This is a genomic window from Pantoea sp. PA1, assembly GCF_056856975.1.
This window is the reverse complement of sequence record NZ_JBXGEE010000001.1, coordinates 298,555-316,542: the sequence shown is the minus strand read 5'-3', so window position 1 is coordinate 316,542 and position 17,988 is coordinate 298,555. Positions and strand designations below refer to the sequence as shown.

Here is a 17,988-nt window from a genome sequence, read left to right as displayed (position 1 = left end):
TATGACCATAAAAAGCGTAATTTGTGATATTGATGGCGTGCTGATGCACGACAACACGGCCGTTCCCGGCGCACAGGAATTTCTGCAGCGCATTCTGGCCAAAGAGATGCCGCTGGTGGTGCTGACCAACTACCCTTCGCAGACTGAGCAGGATCTGGCTAACCGTTTTGCCTCAGCAGGCGTTGAGGTGCCTGATTCCGTCTTCTACACCTCGGCAATGGCCACCGCGGACTTCCTGCGCCGTCAGGAGGGCAAAAAGGCGTATGTGATTGGTGAGGGCGCGCTGATTCATGAACTCTACAAAGCGGGCTTTACCATTACCGATGTGAATCCCGACTTTGTGATTGTCGGAGAGACACGCTCCTTTAACTGGGACATGATGCATAAAGCGGCCTTCTTTGTTGCCAACGGCGCTCGCTTTATTGCCACCAATCCCGATACCCATGCGCGTGGGTTTATTCCCGCCTGTGGCGCACTCTGTGCGGGGATTGAGAAGATATCCGGCCGCAGCCCCTTTGTTGTGGGCAAACCAAGCCCTTACATCATGCGTGCCGCGCTGAACAAAATGCAGGCTCACTCCGAAGAGACGGTCATCGTCGGCGATAACCTGCGCACCGATATTCTGGCCGGTTTTCAGGCGGGTCTGGAGACGGTGCTGGTGCTCTCTGGCGTTTCCACCCTGAGCGATATTGACGCGATGCCCTTCCGCCCGGACTGGATCTATCCCTCTGTTGCCGATATTGACCTGTTCTGATTCAGTTTGCTTATGACGCATCGGGCTGAATTGTGATGCGTCTCCCCTTTTTCTCCGCTTTTACCCTCTGTTTGCCGCCTGATTTTTGCTCAAAAAATGCATTTCATTGCAGATCCAACAACAAATAAGCTCTTAAATTATCGTTTATTCAATTTTATCGTTATGTGATCAATATTTTTATCAGTAAATCACGATTCCTCTTGCATTGACGGCACCAAATAGCGCATTTTCTTATCTATCACGCAGCGTCAGGCTGCCGGACAAACCTAAAAGATAACATCGCCGTAAGGTGAGCTCAGGAGTCAGTTATGTGTTCAATTTTTGGTGTGCTGGATCTGAAAAGCGATCCTGTTGAGCTGCGCAAAAAGGCGCTGGAATGTTCACGCTTAATGCGTCATCGCGGCCCGGACTGGTCAGGCGTCTACGCTGATGACCATGCCATCCTGGCGCATGAACGTCTCTCAATTGTTGACGTTAACAACGGCGCACAGCCGCTGTACAACGCCGACCACACCCATGTCCTGGCAGTCAACGGCGAAATTTATAACCATCAGGCGCTGCGCGCGGAACTCAGCGATCGCTATGCGTTTCAGACCGGTTCTGACTGTGAAGTGATTCTGGCGCTCTATCAGGAGAAAGGGGTCGACTTCCTTGATGACCTGGAAGGCATGTTCGCCTTTATCCTCTACGACAGCGTCAAAAACACGTATCTGATTGGCCGTGACCATATCGGTATCATCCCGCTCTATATGGGTAACGATGAGCATGGCAACCTCTATGTCGCGTCAGAAATGAAAGCGCTGGTACCGGTCTGCCGTTCGATTAAAGAGTTTCCGCCGGGAAGCTACCTCTCCAGCACCGATGGCGAAATCCGTCGTTACTGGCAGCGCGACTGGATGGAATACAAAAACGTTGAGCACAACACCACCGATGCGGCCGGCCTGAAGCATGCGCTGGAAGAGTCTGTGAAAAGTCACCTGATGTCAGATGTGCCTTACGGTGTGCTGCTGTCGGGCGGTCTGGACTCCTCCATCATTTCCGCCGTGACCAAACGTTTTGCGGCAAAGCGTGTTGAAGACCAGGATAAAAGTGATGCGTGGTGGCCACAGCTTCACTCCTTTGCTGTCGGGCTGGAAGGCTCACCCGATCTGAAAGCGGCGAAAGCCGTGGCGGAACATCTGGGCACCGTGCACCATGAGATTCATTTCACCGTGCAGGAAGGTCTGGATGCGATTCGCGATGTGATTTATCACATTGAAACCTATGACGTCACCACCATCCGTGCCTCCACGCCGATGTACTTAATGTCGCGTAAAATCAAGGCAATGGGCATCAAGATGGTGCTGTCAGGCGAAGGCGCAGATGAAGTGTTCGGCGGCTACCTTTACTTCCATAAAGCCCCCAACGCTAAAGAGTTCCACGAAGAAAACGTGCGTAAACTGCAGGCCCTGCATATGTTCGACTGTGCCCGCGCCAACAAAGCGATGTCCGCCTGGGGCGTTGAGGCCCGCGTGCCGTTCCTGGATAAAAAATTCCTGGATGTGGCGATGCGTATCAACCCGGAAGATAAAATGTGTGGCAGCAACGGCAAAATGGAGAAGCACATTCTGCGTGAATGTTTCTCCTCCTACCTGCCGGAAAGCGTGGCGTGGCGTCAGAAAGAGCAGTTCTCAGATGGCGTCGGTTACAGCTGGATTGACTCGCTGAAAGAGGTGGCTGCGAAGCAAATCAGCGACCAGCAGCTGGCAACCGCTCACTTCCGCTTCCCGCACAACACGCCGGGGTCGAAGGAAGCCTATCTCTACCGTGAGATCTTTGAAGAGCTGTTCCCGCTGGCCAGCGCCGCGGAGTGTGTGCCAGGCGGTCCATCAGTAGCCTGTTCGTCAGCCAAAGCGATCGAGTGGGACGAGGCGTTTAAAAACATGAACGATCCATCAGGTCGTGCCGTTGGTGTGCATCAGTCAGCCTATCAATAAGCCGACTGAGCACGGTCAGAATGGGCCCGCTGCGGCCCATTTTTTTGACGATTAGCGTTGTATTCACTGAAAAATTGCCGAATAAACCGCCATGCTGGTTATAAGCCACGCAAACAGCCATAACCAGGCAAAAATCGGTAAAAAAATTGTTGACGCTGTCAGGTCAACTCCGCATAATGCGCCCCGCAACGCCGATGAAGGTAACGCGAAAAAAAGATGGCTACGTAGCTCAGCTGGTTAGAGCACAGCACTCATAATGCTGGGGTCACAGGTTCGATTCCCGTCGTAGCCACCATCTTTTTTTGCGGGAGTGGCGAAATTGGTAGACGCACCAGATTTAGGTTCTGGCGCCGCAAGGTGTGCGAGTTCAAGTCTCGCCTCCCGCACCATTTCATTATTCGGCAGCGTGGATGGGATATCGCCAAGCGGTAAGGCACCGGTTTTTGATACCGGCATTCCCTGGTTCGAATCCAGGTATCCCAGCCAATTTTGATGATTCTCGATGCTGAGAACGGACGAATGGGATATCGCCAAGCGGTAAGGCACCGGTTTTTGATACCGGCATTCCCTGGTTCGAATCCAGGTATCCCAGCCATCATTAAAATGCAGTACAATTTGGCTACGTAGCTCAGCTGGTTAGAGCACAGCACTCATAATGCTGGGGTCACAGGTTCGATTCCCGTCGTAGCCACCATATAATTGGGGTGTCGCCAAGCGGTAAGGCACTGGTTTCTGATACCAGCATTCCGGGGTTCGAATCCCTGCACCCCAGCCATACAAAGACAATTTGAAAAACACCATTATTGGGGTGTCGCCAAGCGGTAAGGCACTGGTTTCTGATACCAGCATTCCGGGGTTCGAATCCCTGCACCCCAGCCAAATTGCACAACAGGCCCGCTTTTGCGGGCTTTGTTGTTTTTGTCCTCTGCCTTTCTGACGGCTGACCCACCCTGCGGTGAGCCAGACCGCCTCTCTGTTACAATCCCAGCGCGTAGCGCAGCACCTGCCGCTTCAGTACCCCGGAATGTTCGGCGGCGATCAAACCGAGATTTCGTGCAAACCGCAGCGGAGCCAGCTGATTGCTGAAGGCGAAGTAGAAGAGATCCATCCCCCCCTGCATCAGCATGTTGTCGCGGCGGCGCTTGCGGTGATAACGCTGCAGCACCCGCTCAGAGGCCCACTCTTCCGCCGCATCGCGCGCGCTGACCAGCACATCAATCAACGCATCAATATCGCGATAGCCCAGATTGACGCCCTGCCCGGCCAGCGGATTGATGGTGTGCGCCGCATCGCCAACCAGCGCCAGCCCCGGCAGCACATACTGCGACGCGTGACGGCGCACCAGCGGGAAACTGCCCGCCGCGTGGGCTTTAAAACGTCCCAGCCGCGCCGGGAAGTGACTGGCAATCTCTTTTTCCAGCTGAGCCATCGGCATCGCCTGAAGCTGACGGACTCTTGCCGGTGCGTCATACCAGACCAGCGAGGCCCGGTTGTCATACAGCGGCAAAAAGGCGCGTGGCCCCTGAGGCGTGAAGTGCTGCCAGGTGGCATCGCCTGCCGGATGTTCACAGGTCACGCTGATCAGTAAACAGGACTGCGCATAGCTCCAGCCATGAATCCCGATGCCGGCCATCTGCCGCACCTGCGAATTGGCCCCATCGGCGCCGATCACCAGCCGGGTATGCAGCGTCACGCCATCGCTCAGGTCGACGCGCCAGCCGCCGTTTTCCGGCTGCAGATTTTCCAGCGTGGCCGGGCAGTAGCAGGTCACATTCCGCGACTGCATCTCTTCCCACAACGCGCGCTGAAGAACGCTGTTCTCGACCATGAAACCCAGCTCCGGCAATCCCAGCGAGGCGGCATCGAAACTCACCTGCGCCGTCTGCCACTCCCAGGTTTCCAGCCTGCGATAAGGGGCGCTTCGCATCGCTTCCACCCGCGGCCAGACGCTGAGCTGCTTCAGTAACGCCACCGAGGAGGAACCGATCGCTGAAATGCGCAGATCGGGATCGCTGTCGGCATCAAAGGGGGCGGGCTCGGCGCGTTCAATGACCGCCACGCGAAAACGCTGCTGCGTCAGTCCGCAGGCCAGCGCAGCACCCACCATGCCTCCCCCGACAATCACCACATCAAACTGATTATCCTGCATTGCTTCTATCCTTCTCTTAATCCCGTCCGCCTGCGCAACACGGGTCTGAATACAGCAAAGTGTACCGGAAAACCGGAGGGCTGACAGAAAAGCCCGCAGGCTGGTCACAACCGCATCAAAGCATTACAATACGCGCCCCGCACTTCACTGCACTGAATCAATGGCTAGCGCGATGACAAAAAAACTGCATATCAAAACCTGGGGATGTCAGATGAATGAGTATGATTCATCGAAGATGTCTGATCTGCTGAACAGTACGCACGGCTATACGCTGACCGAGGTCGCTGAAGAAGCGGATGTTCTGCTGCTTAACACCTGCTCTATCCGCGAAAAAGCGCAGGAGAAGGTTTTCCACCAGCTGGGGCGCTGGAGAAAGCTGAAAGAGCGTAACCCGGATGTGATCATTGGCGTGGGCGGCTGTGTGGCGTCACAGGAAGGAGATCATATTCGTCAGCGAGCGCCCTGTGTGGACATCGTATTTGGCCCGCAGACCCTGCACCGCCTGCCGGAGATGATCAACACCGTGCGCGGCAGTAAAAGCCCGGTGGTAGACATCAGCTTCCCGGAAATCGAAAAGTTTGACCGCCTGCCGGAACCCCGCGCAGAAGGTCCGACAGCCTTTGTCTCCATCATGGAAGGCTGCAACAAATATTGTACGTTCTGCGTGGTGCCTTACACCCGTGGTGAGGAAGTAAGCCGTCCGTGTGACGACATTCTGCTGGAGATTGCTCAGCTGGCGGCGCAGGGCGTGCGCGAAGTGAACCTGCTGGGTCAGAACGTCAACGCCTGGCGCGGTGCTTCCTTTGATGGCGACACCTGTACCTTCGCTGAGCTGCTGCGCCTGGTCGCCGCCATCGACGGTATTGACCGCATCCGCTTCACCACCAGCCACCCGATTGAGTTCACGGATGACATCATCGATGTCTACCGTGATACGCCGGAGCTGGTGAGCTTCCTCCATCTGCCGGTGCAGAGCGGCGCAGACCGCATTCTCACGCTGATGAAACGCGCTCACACGGCATTGGAATATAAAGCGATTATCCGCAAACTGCGCGCGGCGCGTCCCGATATTGAAATCAGCTCTGACTTCATCATCGGTTTCCCGGGTGAAACCCAGCAGGATTTCGAGCAGACCATGAAGCTCATCGCCGACGTGAATTTCGATGTCAGCTTCAGCTTTGTCTACTCAGCCCGTCCCGGCACGCCCGCCGCTGACCTGCCGGATGATGTCAGCGAGGAGGAGAAGAAGCAGCGTCTGTGGATCCTGCAGGATCGCATCAACCAGCAGGCGCAGGCGATCAGTCGCCGCATGCTGGGCACCGTGCAGCGTATTCTGGTTGAAGGCATCTCCCGCAAGAACGTCATGGAAGTCTCTGGCCGCACCGAAAATAACCGCGTGGTCAACTTTGAAGGCTCACCTGAGATGATCGGCCGGTTTGTGGATGTTGAAATTGTCGACGTCTACACCAACTCCCTGCGCGGCAGGCTGGTGCGCACCGAAGATGAGATGGGCCTGCGCATGGCCCAGAGCCCGGCGTCTGTGATTGCCCGCACCCGCAAAGAGAATGACATCGGCGTGGGTCTCTTCCAGCCGTGATACCGGCTTTATTGTGCGGCAGCGCGCTTCGCGCTGCCGCCCGTTTCACATTGCGACACTTGCTTTCTGAAGCTGTTGCCCAAATATCTCTCCTTAAGCTTGCGCCCAGGCGTTACGGCATAAATAATTTCGTTATGGTGCATCCGGTTAAGCTCAACGGTGCGTCAGACACACCCCATAACTGGCCCTGAGTGACCCAAAGGATTCGTTTGAATATCGAAACTCGTGAAATCGCCCTTGAACCGGCTGATAACCGTCGTCTGATGAGCCTGTGCGGGCCGTTCGATGACAATGTGAAACAGCTTGAGCGCCGACTGGGTATTGAGATCAATCGTCGCGACAACGTCTTTAAACTGGTTGGACGCCCTCTGTGCGTCAATGCCGCCGCCGATATCCTGAAAACGCTCTATGTGGATACGGCGCCCGTGCGCGGCGACATTCCGGATATCGAGCCGGACCAGATTCATCTCGCCATCAAAGAGAGCCGGGTGCTGGAACAAACCGCGGACAGCGTGCCGGAGTACGGTAAAGCGGTCAACATCAAGACCAAACGTGGCGTTATCAAACCGCGCACGCCGAACCAGGCGCAGTACATCGCAAATGTCCTCGACCACGATATCACCTTTGGTATCGGCCCGGCCGGTACCGGTAAAACCTATCTGGCCGTGGCCGCCGCGGTGGACGCGCTGGAGCGTCAGGAGATCCGTCGCATCATGCTGACCCGCCCGGCGGTAGAAGCGGGTGAAAAACTGGGCTTCCTGCCCGGCGATCTGAGCCAGAAAGTCGACCCCTATCTGCGTCCGCTCTACGATGCGCTGTTTGAAATGCTCGGTTTCGAGCGGGTTGAAAAGCTGATGGAGCGCAACGTCATTGAAGTGGCCCCGCTGGCCTACATGCGTGGTCGTACCCTGAACGATGCGTTTATCATTCTTGATGAGAGCCAGAACACCACCATCGAACAGATGAAGATGTTCCTGACGCGTATCGGCTTTAACTCCAAAGCGGTCATTACCGGCGACGTGACCCAGATTGACCTTCCGCGCCACGTTAAGTCCGGCCTGCGTCACGCCATTGAGGTGCTCTCTGATGTGGAGGAGATTAGCTTCAACTTCTTCCACAGCGAGGATGTGGTTCGCCATCCTGTCGTGGCCCGCATTGTCACCGCCTATGAAGCCTGGGAAGCGGCCGATCAGACCCGACGTGACCAGCAGGCTGAAGAGCGCAAACGTGAAGCGCTGGCGGCGCAGAGCGCAACCCAGGAGAGCAAATGAGCGAAGTGATTCTCGACCTGCAGGTCGCCTGTGAAAACAGCGCAGGGTTGCCGGATGAAAGCCAGTTTCATCGCTGGCTCACGGCGGCGGTTGCCCCTTTTCAGCCCGACAGCGAAGTCACCGTCCGTCTGGTTGATGAAGCCGAAAGTCATGAGCTTAATCTGACCTATCGCGGTAAAGACAAGCCGACTAACGTGCTCTCCTTCCCGTTTGAAGCCCCGCCGGGTATTGAGCTGCCGCTGCTGGGCGATCTCATCATCTGCCGTCAGGTGGTTGAGCAGGAAGCGGCTGAACAGGGTAAAAGCGTGGAGGCGCACTGGGCCCACATGGTCGTGCACGGCACGCTGCATCTGCTGGGATATGACCATATTGATGACGACGAAGCCGATGAAATGGAAGGGCTGGAGACCGAGATAATGCTTGCTCTTGGGTACCCTGATCCGTACATTTCGGAGAAAGAAGACGCCTGAATCCCGCATTCAGGCTATCCGGCTGTCAGTGCATGTGGCTGACAGCCCCCATTCCTCACCAGAGAGATCTTTAAAAACCGCCATGAGCGACGACCATTCTCAAAACAGCGATGCACCCAGTAGTAAAAAGGGATTTTTCTCCCTGTTAATCAACCAGCTTTTTCACGGCGAACCCAAAAACCGTGATGAGCTACTGGAGCTGATCCGCGACTCGAACAACAAAGAGCTGATTGACCAGGACACCCGCGACATGCTCGAAGGGGTACTGGATATTGCGGAGCAGCGCGTGCGTGACATCATGATCCCGCGCTCGCAGATGATCACCCTGAAACGGAATCAGAGCCTTGAAGAGTGTCTGGATGTCATCATCGACTCCGCGCACTCCCGCTTCCCGGTGATCAGCGAAGATAAAGATCATGTGGAAGGTATCCTGATGGCGAAAGATTTACTGCCGTTTATGAGCAGCGAATCTGAACCTTTCAGCATTGAAAAAGTGCTGCGTCCTGCGGTGGTGGTGCCGGAAAGTAAGCGTGTGGATCGGATGCTGAAAGAGTTTCGCTCCCAGCGTTACCACATGGCGATCGTGATTGATGAGTTTGGCGGCGTCTCCGGCCTGGTGACCATTGAAGATATCCTGGAACTGATCGTCGGTGAGATTGAAGATGAATATGACGACGAAGAAGATCGTGATATCCGTCAGCTCAACCGCCATACCTTCACGGTGCGCGCGCTGACCGCCATTGAAGATTTCAACGAGGTGTTTGGCACGCAGTTCAGTGATGATGAAGTCGACACCATCGGGGGCCTGGTGATGCAGGGCTTTGGCCATCTGCCTGCGCGCGGTGAAAGCATCGAGATTGAAGGTTACCAGTTCAAGGTGGCGATGGCGGACAGCCGACGCATCATCCAGGTTCATGTGACTATTCCGGAAAACGCGCCACAACCTCAACTGGAAGACGAATAAGTCTATGGCTTTCGCCTCACTTTACCCGCGTCAGCGGGTTCGCCTGCTGCTGGCTTTAATAACGGGTGCGTCTGGCACCCTCGCCTTCTCCCCCTACGATTTCTGGCCCGCCGCACTGCTGTCACTGTGCGGTTTACAGCTGCTGACCCTTAACCGTTCCACTCCGCAGGCCAGCGCCATCGGCTTTGTCTGGGGGCTGGGCCTGTTTGGCAGCGGCGTCAACTGGGTTTACGTCAGCATCGCCACCTTTGGCGGTATGCCCGGCCCGGTGAACGTGTTTATTGTGGCGCTGCTCGCCGCCTATCTGGCGCTCTATCCGGCCCTGTTTGCCGGTGTGCTGAACCGCCTGTGGCCTCGCACTTCGCTGTGGCGACTGGCGCTGGCCGCCCCGGCGCTGTGGCAGATCACCGAGTTCCTGCGCGGCTGGGTGCTGACCGGCTTTCCGTGGCTGCAGTTTGGTTACAGCCAGATCGACGGACCGCTGAAGGGTCTGGCACCGCTGGCGGGCGTTGAAACCCTGACCTTCCTGCTGATGGTTATCGCCGGGCTGCTGGCTTATGCCCTGCAGCAGCGCAATGTCAGAAGTCTGATCGCCGCGCTGCTGCTGCTGGCGCTGCCGTGGCCGTTGCGCTACCTCCAGTGGGTTGAGCCGATGCCCGAACGCACCGTCGAGGTGGCGCTGGTTCAGGGCAACATTCCGCAATCCATGAAGTGGGACCCGCAGCAGCTGCTCAACACGCTGCGCATTTACACTGGCCTCAGTCAGCCGCTGATGGGCAAAGCGCCGATCATTATCTGGCCGGAGTCAGCGATAACCGATCTGGAAAGCAATCAGCAACCCTTCCTGCGTTCGCTGGATGATGAGCTGCGTCAGCGCGGCAGTTCGCTGGTCACCGGCATTGTTGACTCCCGGCTGGAGCAGAACCGCTATCACGACTACAACACGGTCATCGTGCTGGGCGGCAAAGCGCCGTACAACTACTTCAGTGGCAACCGCTACCAGAAAAATCATCTGGTGCCGTTTGGTGAATTTGTGCCGCTGGCCGATCTGCTGCGTCCGCTGGCTCCGTTCTTCGATTTACCGATGTCCGCGTTCAGCCGGGGCAACTATCTCCAGCCGCAGCTCAGCGTGGCGGGATATCACCTTACCACGGCGATCTGTTATGAGATCGTGCTGGGTGAACAGGTGCGGGCCAACTTCCATCCCGATACGAACTTCCTGCTGACCGTTTCTAATGATGCCTGGTTTGGTCACTCGATCGGCCCGTGGCAGCATTTCCAGATGGCGCGGATGCGGGCGCTGGAACTGGGTCGTCCGCTGTTGCGCAGCACTAACAATGGCGTCACGGCCGTGGTAGATGCGAAAGGCGATGTGGCGTCAATTCTGCCGCAGTTCACCCGCGATGTCCTGACCAGCAAAATCACCCCGACCCAGGGGGAAACGCCCTACGCGAAAGCGGGCGTCTGGCCGGTGTGGTCTCTGACGCTGCTGGCTGCGGTAATTGCCCTGCTGCGTCGCCGTCGATAACCGCCTGGATGCCGCAAGGCCAGCGGTGAGCCCCAGCCAGCGCAGGAAACACGGTCAGGCAAAAACCGCCCTCTCTGACACACCCGACCCGCGTCGTCCATGGCGCGGGTCGCTTTCCACTTCAGCCCCTGTTCCCTGCGCTTTCATCTGACGCTTTACTGCCAGATTCATCCGCTTCAGGTGTGTCAGCCTTCTGAGGCTTCGTTTTTTATTTCTTTCTCCCCGATATAACTCACTCTCCTGACCGCATACTCTGCTGCCTTTCTCGCTCTTAACCGCTTTCTGGCACGATGATTGCTAAATATTTCAGTGTTTTTCACAAACAGGCTGATTGCAGGCGCTGACAGCGAGCCGGTTGCACCAAAACCATCCGCACCGCTGCACCGTTACCGCGCAGTGCGGGATATTTGCCTTTTTTTGGTGCGTATCACCTCGCAAAACAGAAACTTTTTTGTTTCATTGCGTTAACAATCCGCTATGTTAGTGACTCTTCTGCGCCCGTTTTCAGCGCAGAAAGAGCCCGGACGCAGCAAAAAACAGACACAACATCATAATCAGCGCAGGTTATAGCCTGTGCCTTTTTCATACGAAGGAGTTGGAACATGCAACTACGCAAAGTGGCATTATCTCTTCTGCTGATCAGCGCAGCGGCGGGAGCGGCCCAGGCGGAAGATCTCAGCGGCACCCTGAAAAAGATCAATGACAATGGCGTTATTGTGGTCGGGCATCGCGAATCATCAGTTCCCTTTTCTTATTATGACAACCAGCAAAAAGTGGTGGGCTATTCACAGGCCTATTCCAACGCCATCGTGGACGCCATCAAAGCAAAACTGAATAAGCCGGATCTGCAGGTCAAGATGATCCCTATCACCTCTCAGAACCGTATTCCGCTGTTGCAGAACGGCACCTACGATTATGAGTGTGGCTCGACCACCAATAACCTTGAGCGCCAGAAACAGGCAGCCTTCTCTGACACCATTTTTGTCATCGGCACCCGATTGCTGGTGAAGAAAGGTGGCCCAATCAAAGATTTCGCTGACCTGAAAGGCAAAACCGTCGTTGTGACCTCCGGCACCACCTCCGAAGTGCTGCTGCATAAACTTAATGACGAGCAGAAAATGGATATGCGCATCATCAGCGCAAAAGATCACGGCGACTCTTTCCGCACCCTGGAAACCGGTCGTGCCGTGGCCTTTATGATGGATGACGCGCTGCTGGCTGGCGAACGCGCAAAAGCGAAAAAACCGGACAACTGGGAAATCATAGGCACGCCGCAGTCCAAAGAGGCCTATGGCTGCATGCTGCGTAAAGATGATCCACAGTTCAAAGCCCTGGTGGATGAAACCATCGCTAAAGCCCAGACCTCCGGTCAGGCTGAAAAATGGTTCGACACCTGGTTTAAACAGCCGATTCCGCCTAAGAACCTGAACATGAACTTTGAACTGTCTGAAGACATGAAAGCACTGTTCAAGACGCCGAACGATAAAGCACTGAATTAACAACAAAATACCCAATGTATTTCAGGTTGCATTACGGTGGCCAGAGAGTGAATCCCGATGCGCTTACGCAGGTAAGTGATTCGCGTGAATCAACGCAGCCAGCAACATTGCAGCCTGAAAGACGGCGGGTATAACAAGGGCGGCCCGGCTGCCCTCTCGATTGCTGAAACCGCGGCATGGACAGACAGACTGACACGGGTCGTTCCCCTGCGTCAGAAGATAAAACGCCGTTCATCAATCTTCAGGGTAGCTTCGCTACCCTTTTTTTCCGGAGCTCGTTATGGGTATCGATTGGAACTGGGGCATCTTTCTCGAACAGGCCCCGTTCGGTAACACGACCTACCTTGGCTGGCTGTGGTCCGGTTTTCAGGTGACGATTGCCGTCTCCTGCTGCGCCTGGATTATTGCCTTCTTCGTGGGTTCATTTTTCGGCATTCTGCGCACCGTGCCTAACCGCCTGCTGGCCACCATTGGCACCTGCTATGTCGAACTGTTTCGTAACATCCCGCTGATCGTCCAGTTCTTCTTCTGGTATCTGGTCGCACCTGAACTGGTGGGCGAGAAGCTCGGCATGTGGTTTAAGTCGGAGCTGGATCCCAACATTCAGTTTTTCCTCTCCTCCATGATCTGTCTTGGCCTCTTTACCGCGGCCCGCGTCTGCGAGCAGGTCCGTGCTGCCATTCAGTCACTGCCGACCGGGCAGAAGAATGCGGGTCTGGCGATGGGATTAACCCTGCCGCAGACCTACCGCTATGTGCTCCTGCCGAATGCGTATCGAGTGATTGTCCCGCCGATGACGTCGGAAATGCTCAACCTGGTCAAGAACTCGGCTATCGCCTCCACCATTGGTCTGGTCGATATGGCCGCGCAGGCGGGCAAACTGCTCGACTATTCGGCCCACGCCTATGAGTCCTTTACCGCCATTACGCTCGCCTACGTCGCGATTAACCTGGTGATTATGTTGTTGATGAGTCTGGTCGAGCGCAAGGTCCGGCTGCCAGGCAATGCGGGAGGCAAGTAATGTACGAGTTTGACTGGAGTTCCATTGCTCCCAGCCTGCCCTATCTGCTCAATGGCCTGGTGATTACGTTTAAAATCACCCTGACCGCCGTGGTCTTCGGCATTCTGTGGGGCACCCTGCTGGCGGTAATGCGTTTGTCGAGCTTTATGCCGATCAGCTGGTTCGCCAAAATTTATGTCAACCTGTTCCGCTCCGTGCCGCTGGTGATGGTGCTGCTCTGGTTCTATCTGGTGGTGCCGAGTTTTCTGCAGCAGGTGCTGGGACTATCGCCCAAAACCGATATCCGGCTGATTTCAGCCATGGTCGCTTTCTCGCTGTTTGAAGCGGCTTACTACTCTGAAATTATTCGCGCCGGCATCATCAGTATCTCACGCGGCCAGGGTAACGCCGCGCTGGCACTCGGCATGACGCCGTGGCAGTCGATGAGACTGATCATCCTGCCGCAGGCGTTTCGCGCCATGGTTCCGCTGTTACTGACCCAGGGTATCGTGCTGTTCCAGGATACCTCACTGGTCTATGTCTTAAGCCTGGCGGACTTCTTCCGCACCGCGTCCACCATTGGTGAGCGCGACGGGACCCAGGTGGAGATGGTTCTGTTTGCCGGTCTGGTCTACTTCGTGATCAGCCTGAGTGCATCGCTGTTGGTCAGCTATCTGAAAAGAAAAAGGACGGTTTAAATGATTAGCCTGAAAAATGTTTCTAAGTGGTATGGTCACTTTCAGGTGCTGACCGACTGCTCAACCGAGGTCAAAACCGGTGAAGTGGTGGTGGTGTGCGGGCCGTCCGGCTCCGGTAAATCGACGCTGATCAAAACGGTTAACGGACTTGAGCCGATCCAGCAGGGTGTGATTGCGGTGAATGGCACCGAGGTGAACAACAAAAAAACCAACCTGGCGCAGCTTCGCAGTCAGGTTGGCATGGTGTTTCAGCACTTCGAACTCTTCCCTCACCTGAGCATTATCAACAATCTGGTGCTGGCGCAGGTGAAAGTGCTGAAGCGAGACAAAGCGGCAGCACGGGAGAAGGGGCTGAAACTGCTGAAGCGAGTGGGTCTGGCCGCGCATGCTGAGAAGTTTCCCGGTCAGCTTTCCGGGGGCCAGCAGCAGCGCGTGGCGATTGCGCGGGCACTCTGCATGGACCCCATCGCGATGCTGTTTGATGAGCCGACCTCCGCACTGGACCCGGAAATGATCAATGAAGTGCTGGATGTCATGGTCGAACTGGCCCAGGAGGGGATGACAATGATGGTGGTAACCCATGAGATGGGCTTCGCCCGCAAGGTAGCCAATCGCGTCATCTTTATGGATGAAGGGAAAATTATCGAAGACACTAATAAAGATGACTTCTTTAATAATCCGCAGTCTGACCGCGCCAAAGATTTCCTCGCCAAAATCCTGCACTAATCCCGGCCATTATGCGGGTCACCACCGGTGGCCCGCCTCACACATGCGATGACGCTATCAGGGTTCAAAAGGCTGACGCTGAAACTGATCGTGGCCGCACTCCGGACAGCGTGACAGCGTTTCAGGCGTGTAGATTGCCCGGGTAAACTGGCACTTTTCACACACCAGATTCCCCAGCCCCACCACTTCCCCGCTCTGATAGACCCCATGATGATGCAGATCCTGGAAGACCTCTCGCCACTCCAGCTGACTCTTATCGGTAATATCTGCCAGCTCTTTCCAGACGCTCTCACGGATAATGCGCATAAAGAGCGAGTCCGCGACCGGTTCTTCGACGTCGCTATAGCTGCGCGCAAACTCTTCCAGATCGCGTCGGACCGCGCGCAGTACCTGATCAATCTCCTCTTCCGTCATATCGTTGCGCGCCAGCAGCTGGCTTCGCCGTCCGTCAATCAGCGCATCCGGGTTACGATCGCCCTGACGCAGACGGTCGGTCAGTACGGCCAACGACTCGCGATATTCCTGAGCCACTTTATTCATTTTGTTCTCCTTTTATGCAGACTCTCGCTGAATTAAGTTTAGTCGCAATGTTGCTTTTGCCGTGTCGTCTGTACAGGGAATTACAAAAGGGTGAAGGTTCTGACGCTTTCAGCAGAAATCGTGCCAGCAAAAGTGGGAAGTGTTGTTGATATGCGGCCTTATGGGTATGCTATGCGGATCTTAAAGCCAGAAAAATGTTATTCACAAAGGACCACAGGCAGCCATGCAAGAGCAATACCGCCCGGAAGAGATTGAATCCCGTGTGCAGCAACACTGGGATGAAAACGAAACGTTTAAAGTGACTGAGCAGGAAGGTAAAGAGAAATATTACTGCCTTTCAATGTTGCCCTATCCTTCTGGGCGCCTGCACATGGGCCACGTTCGTAACTACACCATCGGCGACGTAATCGCGCGTTATCAGCGTATGCTCGGCAAAAACGTACTCCAGCCAATTGGCTGGGATGCTTTCGGCCTGCCTGCAGAAGGCGCAGCGGTGAAGAACAACACCGCGCCAGCCCCGTGGACCTACGACAACATCGCCTACATGAAGAACCAGCTTAAACTGCTGGGCTTTGGCTATGACTGGAGCCGTGAACTGGCGACCTGCCAGCCTGAGTATTACCGCTGGGAACAGTGGTTCTTCACCAAACTTTATGAAAAAGGCCTGGTCTACAAAAAAACCTCGGCGGTGAACTGGTGCCCGAACGATCAGACCGTACTGGCTAACGAGCAGGTGATCGACGGCTGCTGCTGGCGCTGCGACACCAAAGTTGAGCGCAAAGAGATCCCGCAGTGGTTCATTAAAATCACCGATTATGCGGAAGAGCTGCTGAACGACCTGGATACGCTGGACGAGTGGCCTGAGCAGGTCAAAACCATGCAGCGTAACTGGATTGGTCGCTCAGAAGGCGTTGAAATCACCTTCGACGTGGCTGACAGCGAAGAGAAAGTCACTGTCTATACCACCCGCCCGGATACCTTTATCGGCGCCACCTATGTGGCCGTGGCTGCAGGCCATCCGCTGGCGACCCAGGCGTCGGTGAACAATCCGGCGCTGGCCGACTTTATCGCTGAATGCCGCAACACCAAAGTGGCTGAAGCCGATATGGCGACCATGGAGAAGAAAGGCATGGCGACCGGCCTCTCGGTTGTCCACCCGCTGACCGGCGAACACCTGCCTGTCTGGGTCGCTAACTTCGTCCTGATGGAATATGGCACGGGTGCCGTTATGGCGGTTCCGGCACACGACCAGCGCGACTGGGAGTTTGCCACCAAATATGACCTGCCCATTAAGCCGGTTGTCCTTAACCTGGATGGCAGCATTCCTGACGTCAGCGCGGCGGCGATGACCGACAAAGGCGCCCTGTTCAACTCTGGCGAATTTAACAGCCTGGATCATGCGGCCGGTTTTAACGCCATCGCAGATACCCTGGCGGCCAAAGGCGTGGGCGTGCGTAAAGTGAACTACCGTCTGCGCGACTGGGGCGTTTCCCGTCAGCGCTACTGGGGTGCGCCTATCCCGATGGTCACGCTGGAAGATGGCACCGTAATGCCTGCACCAGAAGATCAGCTGCCGGTGATCCTGCCGGAAGATGTGGTGATGGATGGCATTACCAGCCCGATCAAAGCGGATCCGGAGTGGGCAAAAACCACGGTAAACGGCCAGCCTGCGCTGCGCGAAACCGATACCTTTGACACCTTCATGGAGTCCTCCTGGTACTACGCACGTTACACCTGTGCCGACTACAAAGAGGGTATGCTGGACCCGGCTGCAGCGAACTACTGGCTGCCGGTCGATCAGTATGTCGGCGGTATCGAGCACGCCATCATGCACCTGATGTATTTCCGCTTCTTCCACAAGCTGCTGCGTGATGCGGGCCTGGTGAACTCCAGCGAGCCGGCCAAACGCCTGCTGTGCCAGGGTATGGTGCTGGCTGATGCCTTCTACTACCTCGGCGAAAACGGCGAACGCAACTGGGTTTCACCGGTTGACGTTGAGGTTGAGCGTGACGAGAAAGGCCGCATCGTGAAGGCGGTTGATAAGCAGGGTCGCGAGGTGATCTACGCGGGCATGAGCAAAATGTCGAAGTCGAAAAACAACGGCATCGACCCACAGCTGATGGTTGAGCGTTACGGCGCGGATACCGTGCGTCTGTTTATGATGTTTGCCTCACCGGCGGATATGACGCTGGAGTGGCAGGAGTCTGGCGTTGAAGGCGCAAACCGCTTCCTGAAGCGTGTCTGGAAACTGGTCTACGAGCACACCCAGTTGGGTGCGACCGTGGCACTGGATGTGGAGAGCCTGAACGATGAGCAGAAATCGCTGCGTCGCGACCTGCACAAAACCATCGCCAAAGTAGCCGATGATATCGGCCGTCGTCAGACCTTCAACACCGCTATCGCGGCGATTATGGAGCTGATGAATAAACTGGCCCGCGCGCCGCAGGAAAGCGAGCAGGATCGCGCCCTGATGCAGGAAGCGCTGCTGGCGGTCGTTCGTCTGCTCTATCCGTTTACCCCGCACGCCAGCTACGTTCTGTGGCAGACGCTGGGTGGCGAAGGCTCCATTGATGAAGCGACCTGGCCGGTTGCGGATGAAGCCGCTATGGTTGAAGATTCACTGCTGGTTGTGGTGCAGGTCAACGGCAAAGTGCGTGGCAAAATCACCGTACCCGCCGATGCAACACAGGAACAGGTTCAGGCACGCGCTGCCCAGGAGCATCTGGTGGCGAAATACCTGGACGGTGTGACTATCCGTAAAGTCATTTATGTACCGGGCAAACTGCTTAACCTGGTCGTAGGTTAAGTTCAGGAGG

14 protein-coding genes and 7 tRNA genes are annotated in these 17,988 nt (G+C 55.9%); 19 read left to right on the top strand and 2 right to left on the bottom strand.

Annotation, left to right across the window (positions count from 1 at the left end; all coding sequences use genetic code 11):
• The first annotated feature begins 1 nt into the window (after position 1).
• The 9 genes from AC1V0D_RS01740 (at position 2) to AC1V0D_RS01700 (ending at position 3,609) form a co-directional block, all read left to right on the top strand.
• Positions 2-754 carry an HAD-IIA family hydrolase gene (locus tag AC1V0D_RS01740; protein WP_009091467.1) on the top strand — a complete coding sequence of 251 codons (753 nt, stop codon included), beginning with the start codon at positions 2-4 and terminating at the stop codon, positions 752-754.
• A gap of 308 nt (positions 755-1,062) precedes the next feature.
• Positions 1,063-2,730: an asparagine synthase B gene (gene asnB, locus AC1V0D_RS01735; RefSeq protein ID WP_009091468.1), complete on the top strand. Its 1,668-nt coding sequence runs from the start codon at positions 1,063-1,065 to the stop codon at positions 2,728-2,730.
• Positions 2,731-2,948: 218 nt separating this feature from the next.
• Positions 2,949-3,025: transfer RNA gene (locus AC1V0D_RS01730), tRNA-Met, on the top strand.
• Between the two features lie 9 nt (positions 3,026-3,034).
• Positions 3,035-3,119 (top strand) — tRNA-Leu (locus AC1V0D_RS01725).
• A gap of 22 nt (positions 3,120-3,141) precedes the next feature.
• Positions 3,142-3,216 (top strand) — tRNA-Gln (locus tag AC1V0D_RS01720).
• 34 nt (positions 3,217-3,250) lie between these two features.
• Positions 3,251-3,325 (top strand) — tRNA-Gln (locus AC1V0D_RS01715).
• Between the two features lie 22 nt (positions 3,326-3,347).
• A tRNA-Met gene (locus tag AC1V0D_RS01710) sits at positions 3,348-3,424 on the top strand.
• A gap of 6 nt (positions 3,425-3,430) precedes the next feature.
• Positions 3,431-3,505: transfer RNA gene (locus AC1V0D_RS01705), tRNA-Gln, on the top strand.
• 29 nt (positions 3,506-3,534) lie between these two features.
• Positions 3,535-3,609: transfer RNA gene (locus AC1V0D_RS01700), tRNA-Gln, on the top strand.
• 97 nt (positions 3,610-3,706) lie between these two features.
• On the opposite strand, the gene ubiF is transcribed toward AC1V0D_RS01700, so the two are convergent.
• Positions 3,707-4,879, bottom strand: a complete 1,173-nt coding sequence (ubiF, locus tag AC1V0D_RS01695; RefSeq protein WP_009091470.1) for a 3-demethoxyubiquinol 3-hydroxylase — start codon at positions 4,877-4,879, stop codon at positions 3,707-3,709.
• A 172-nt stretch (positions 4,880-5,051) separates the two neighbouring features.
• Here ubiF and miaB point away from each other — a divergent pair, with 172 nt between their 5' ends.
• From miaB to AC1V0D_RS01650, 9 genes are all read left to right on the top strand, one after another.
• Positions 5,052-6,476: a tRNA (N6-isopentenyl adenosine(37)-C2)-methylthiotransferase MiaB gene (gene miaB / locus AC1V0D_RS01690; protein ID WP_009091472.1), complete on the top strand. Its 1,425-nt coding sequence runs from the start codon at positions 5,052-5,054 to the stop codon at positions 6,474-6,476.
• 209 nt (positions 6,477-6,685) lie between these two features.
• Positions 6,686-7,747: a PhoH family protein gene (locus AC1V0D_RS01685; RefSeq protein ID WP_009091474.1), complete on the top strand. Its 1,062-nt coding sequence runs from the start codon at positions 6,686-6,688 to the stop codon at positions 7,745-7,747.
• Positions 7,744-8,217 (top strand): rRNA maturation RNase YbeY, encoded by a 474-nt coding sequence (ybeY, locus tag AC1V0D_RS01680; RefSeq protein ID WP_046101414.1) that lies wholly within the window; start codon positions 7,744-7,746, stop codon positions 8,215-8,217. The genes AC1V0D_RS01685 and ybeY overlap by 4 nt, the downstream gene beginning before the upstream one ends.
• Before the next feature lie 82 nt (positions 8,218-8,299).
• Positions 8,300-9,181: a CNNM family magnesium/cobalt transport protein CorC gene (gene corC, locus AC1V0D_RS01675; RefSeq protein ID WP_009091478.1), complete on the top strand. Its 882-nt coding sequence runs from the start codon at positions 8,300-8,302 to the stop codon at positions 9,179-9,181.
• 4 nt (positions 9,182-9,185) lie between these two features.
• Positions 9,186-10,709 carry an apolipoprotein N-acyltransferase gene (gene lnt, locus AC1V0D_RS01670; protein WP_482906897.1) on the top strand — a complete coding sequence of 508 codons (1,524 nt, stop codon included), beginning with the start codon at positions 9,186-9,188 and terminating at the stop codon, positions 10,707-10,709.
• Positions 10,710-11,311: 602 nt separating this feature from the next.
• Positions 11,312-12,208: an amino acid ABC transporter substrate-binding protein gene (locus AC1V0D_RS01665; protein WP_058956318.1), complete on the top strand. Its 897-nt coding sequence runs from the start codon at positions 11,312-11,314 to the stop codon at positions 12,206-12,208.
• A gap of 280 nt (positions 12,209-12,488) precedes the next feature.
• Positions 12,489-13,229, top strand: coding sequence for an amino acid ABC transporter permease (locus AC1V0D_RS01660; protein WP_009091484.1), 741 nt, complete (start codon positions 12,489-12,491; stop codon positions 13,227-13,229).
• Positions 13,229-13,906 carry a glutamate/aspartate ABC transporter permease GltK gene (gene gltK / locus AC1V0D_RS01655; protein ID WP_312830172.1) on the top strand — a complete coding sequence of 226 codons (678 nt, stop codon included), beginning with the start codon at positions 13,229-13,231 and terminating at the stop codon, positions 13,904-13,906. Before AC1V0D_RS01660 ends, gltK begins: the two co-directional genes overlap by 1 nt.
• Entirely contained in the window at positions 13,907-14,632 is a 726-nt protein-coding gene (locus tag AC1V0D_RS01650; protein WP_009091487.1) for an amino acid ABC transporter ATP-binding protein, read from the top strand. It abuts the gene before it with no gap.
• Between the two features lie 57 nt (positions 14,633-14,689).
• On the opposite strand, the gene AC1V0D_RS01645 is transcribed toward AC1V0D_RS01650, so the two are convergent.
• Positions 14,690-15,172 carry a zinc ribbon-containing protein gene (locus tag AC1V0D_RS01645; protein WP_046101412.1) on the bottom strand — a complete coding sequence of 161 codons (483 nt, stop codon included), beginning with the start codon at positions 15,170-15,172 and terminating at the stop codon, positions 14,690-14,692.
• A gap of 223 nt (positions 15,173-15,395) precedes the next feature.
• Here AC1V0D_RS01645 and leuS point away from each other — a divergent pair, with 223 nt between their 5' ends.
• Positions 15,396-17,978, top strand: a complete 2,583-nt coding sequence (gene leuS / locus AC1V0D_RS01640) for a leucine--tRNA ligase (protein ID WP_482906896.1) — start codon at positions 15,396-15,398, stop codon at positions 17,976-17,978.
• The last annotated feature ends 10 nt before the right edge of the window (positions 17,979-17,988 follow it).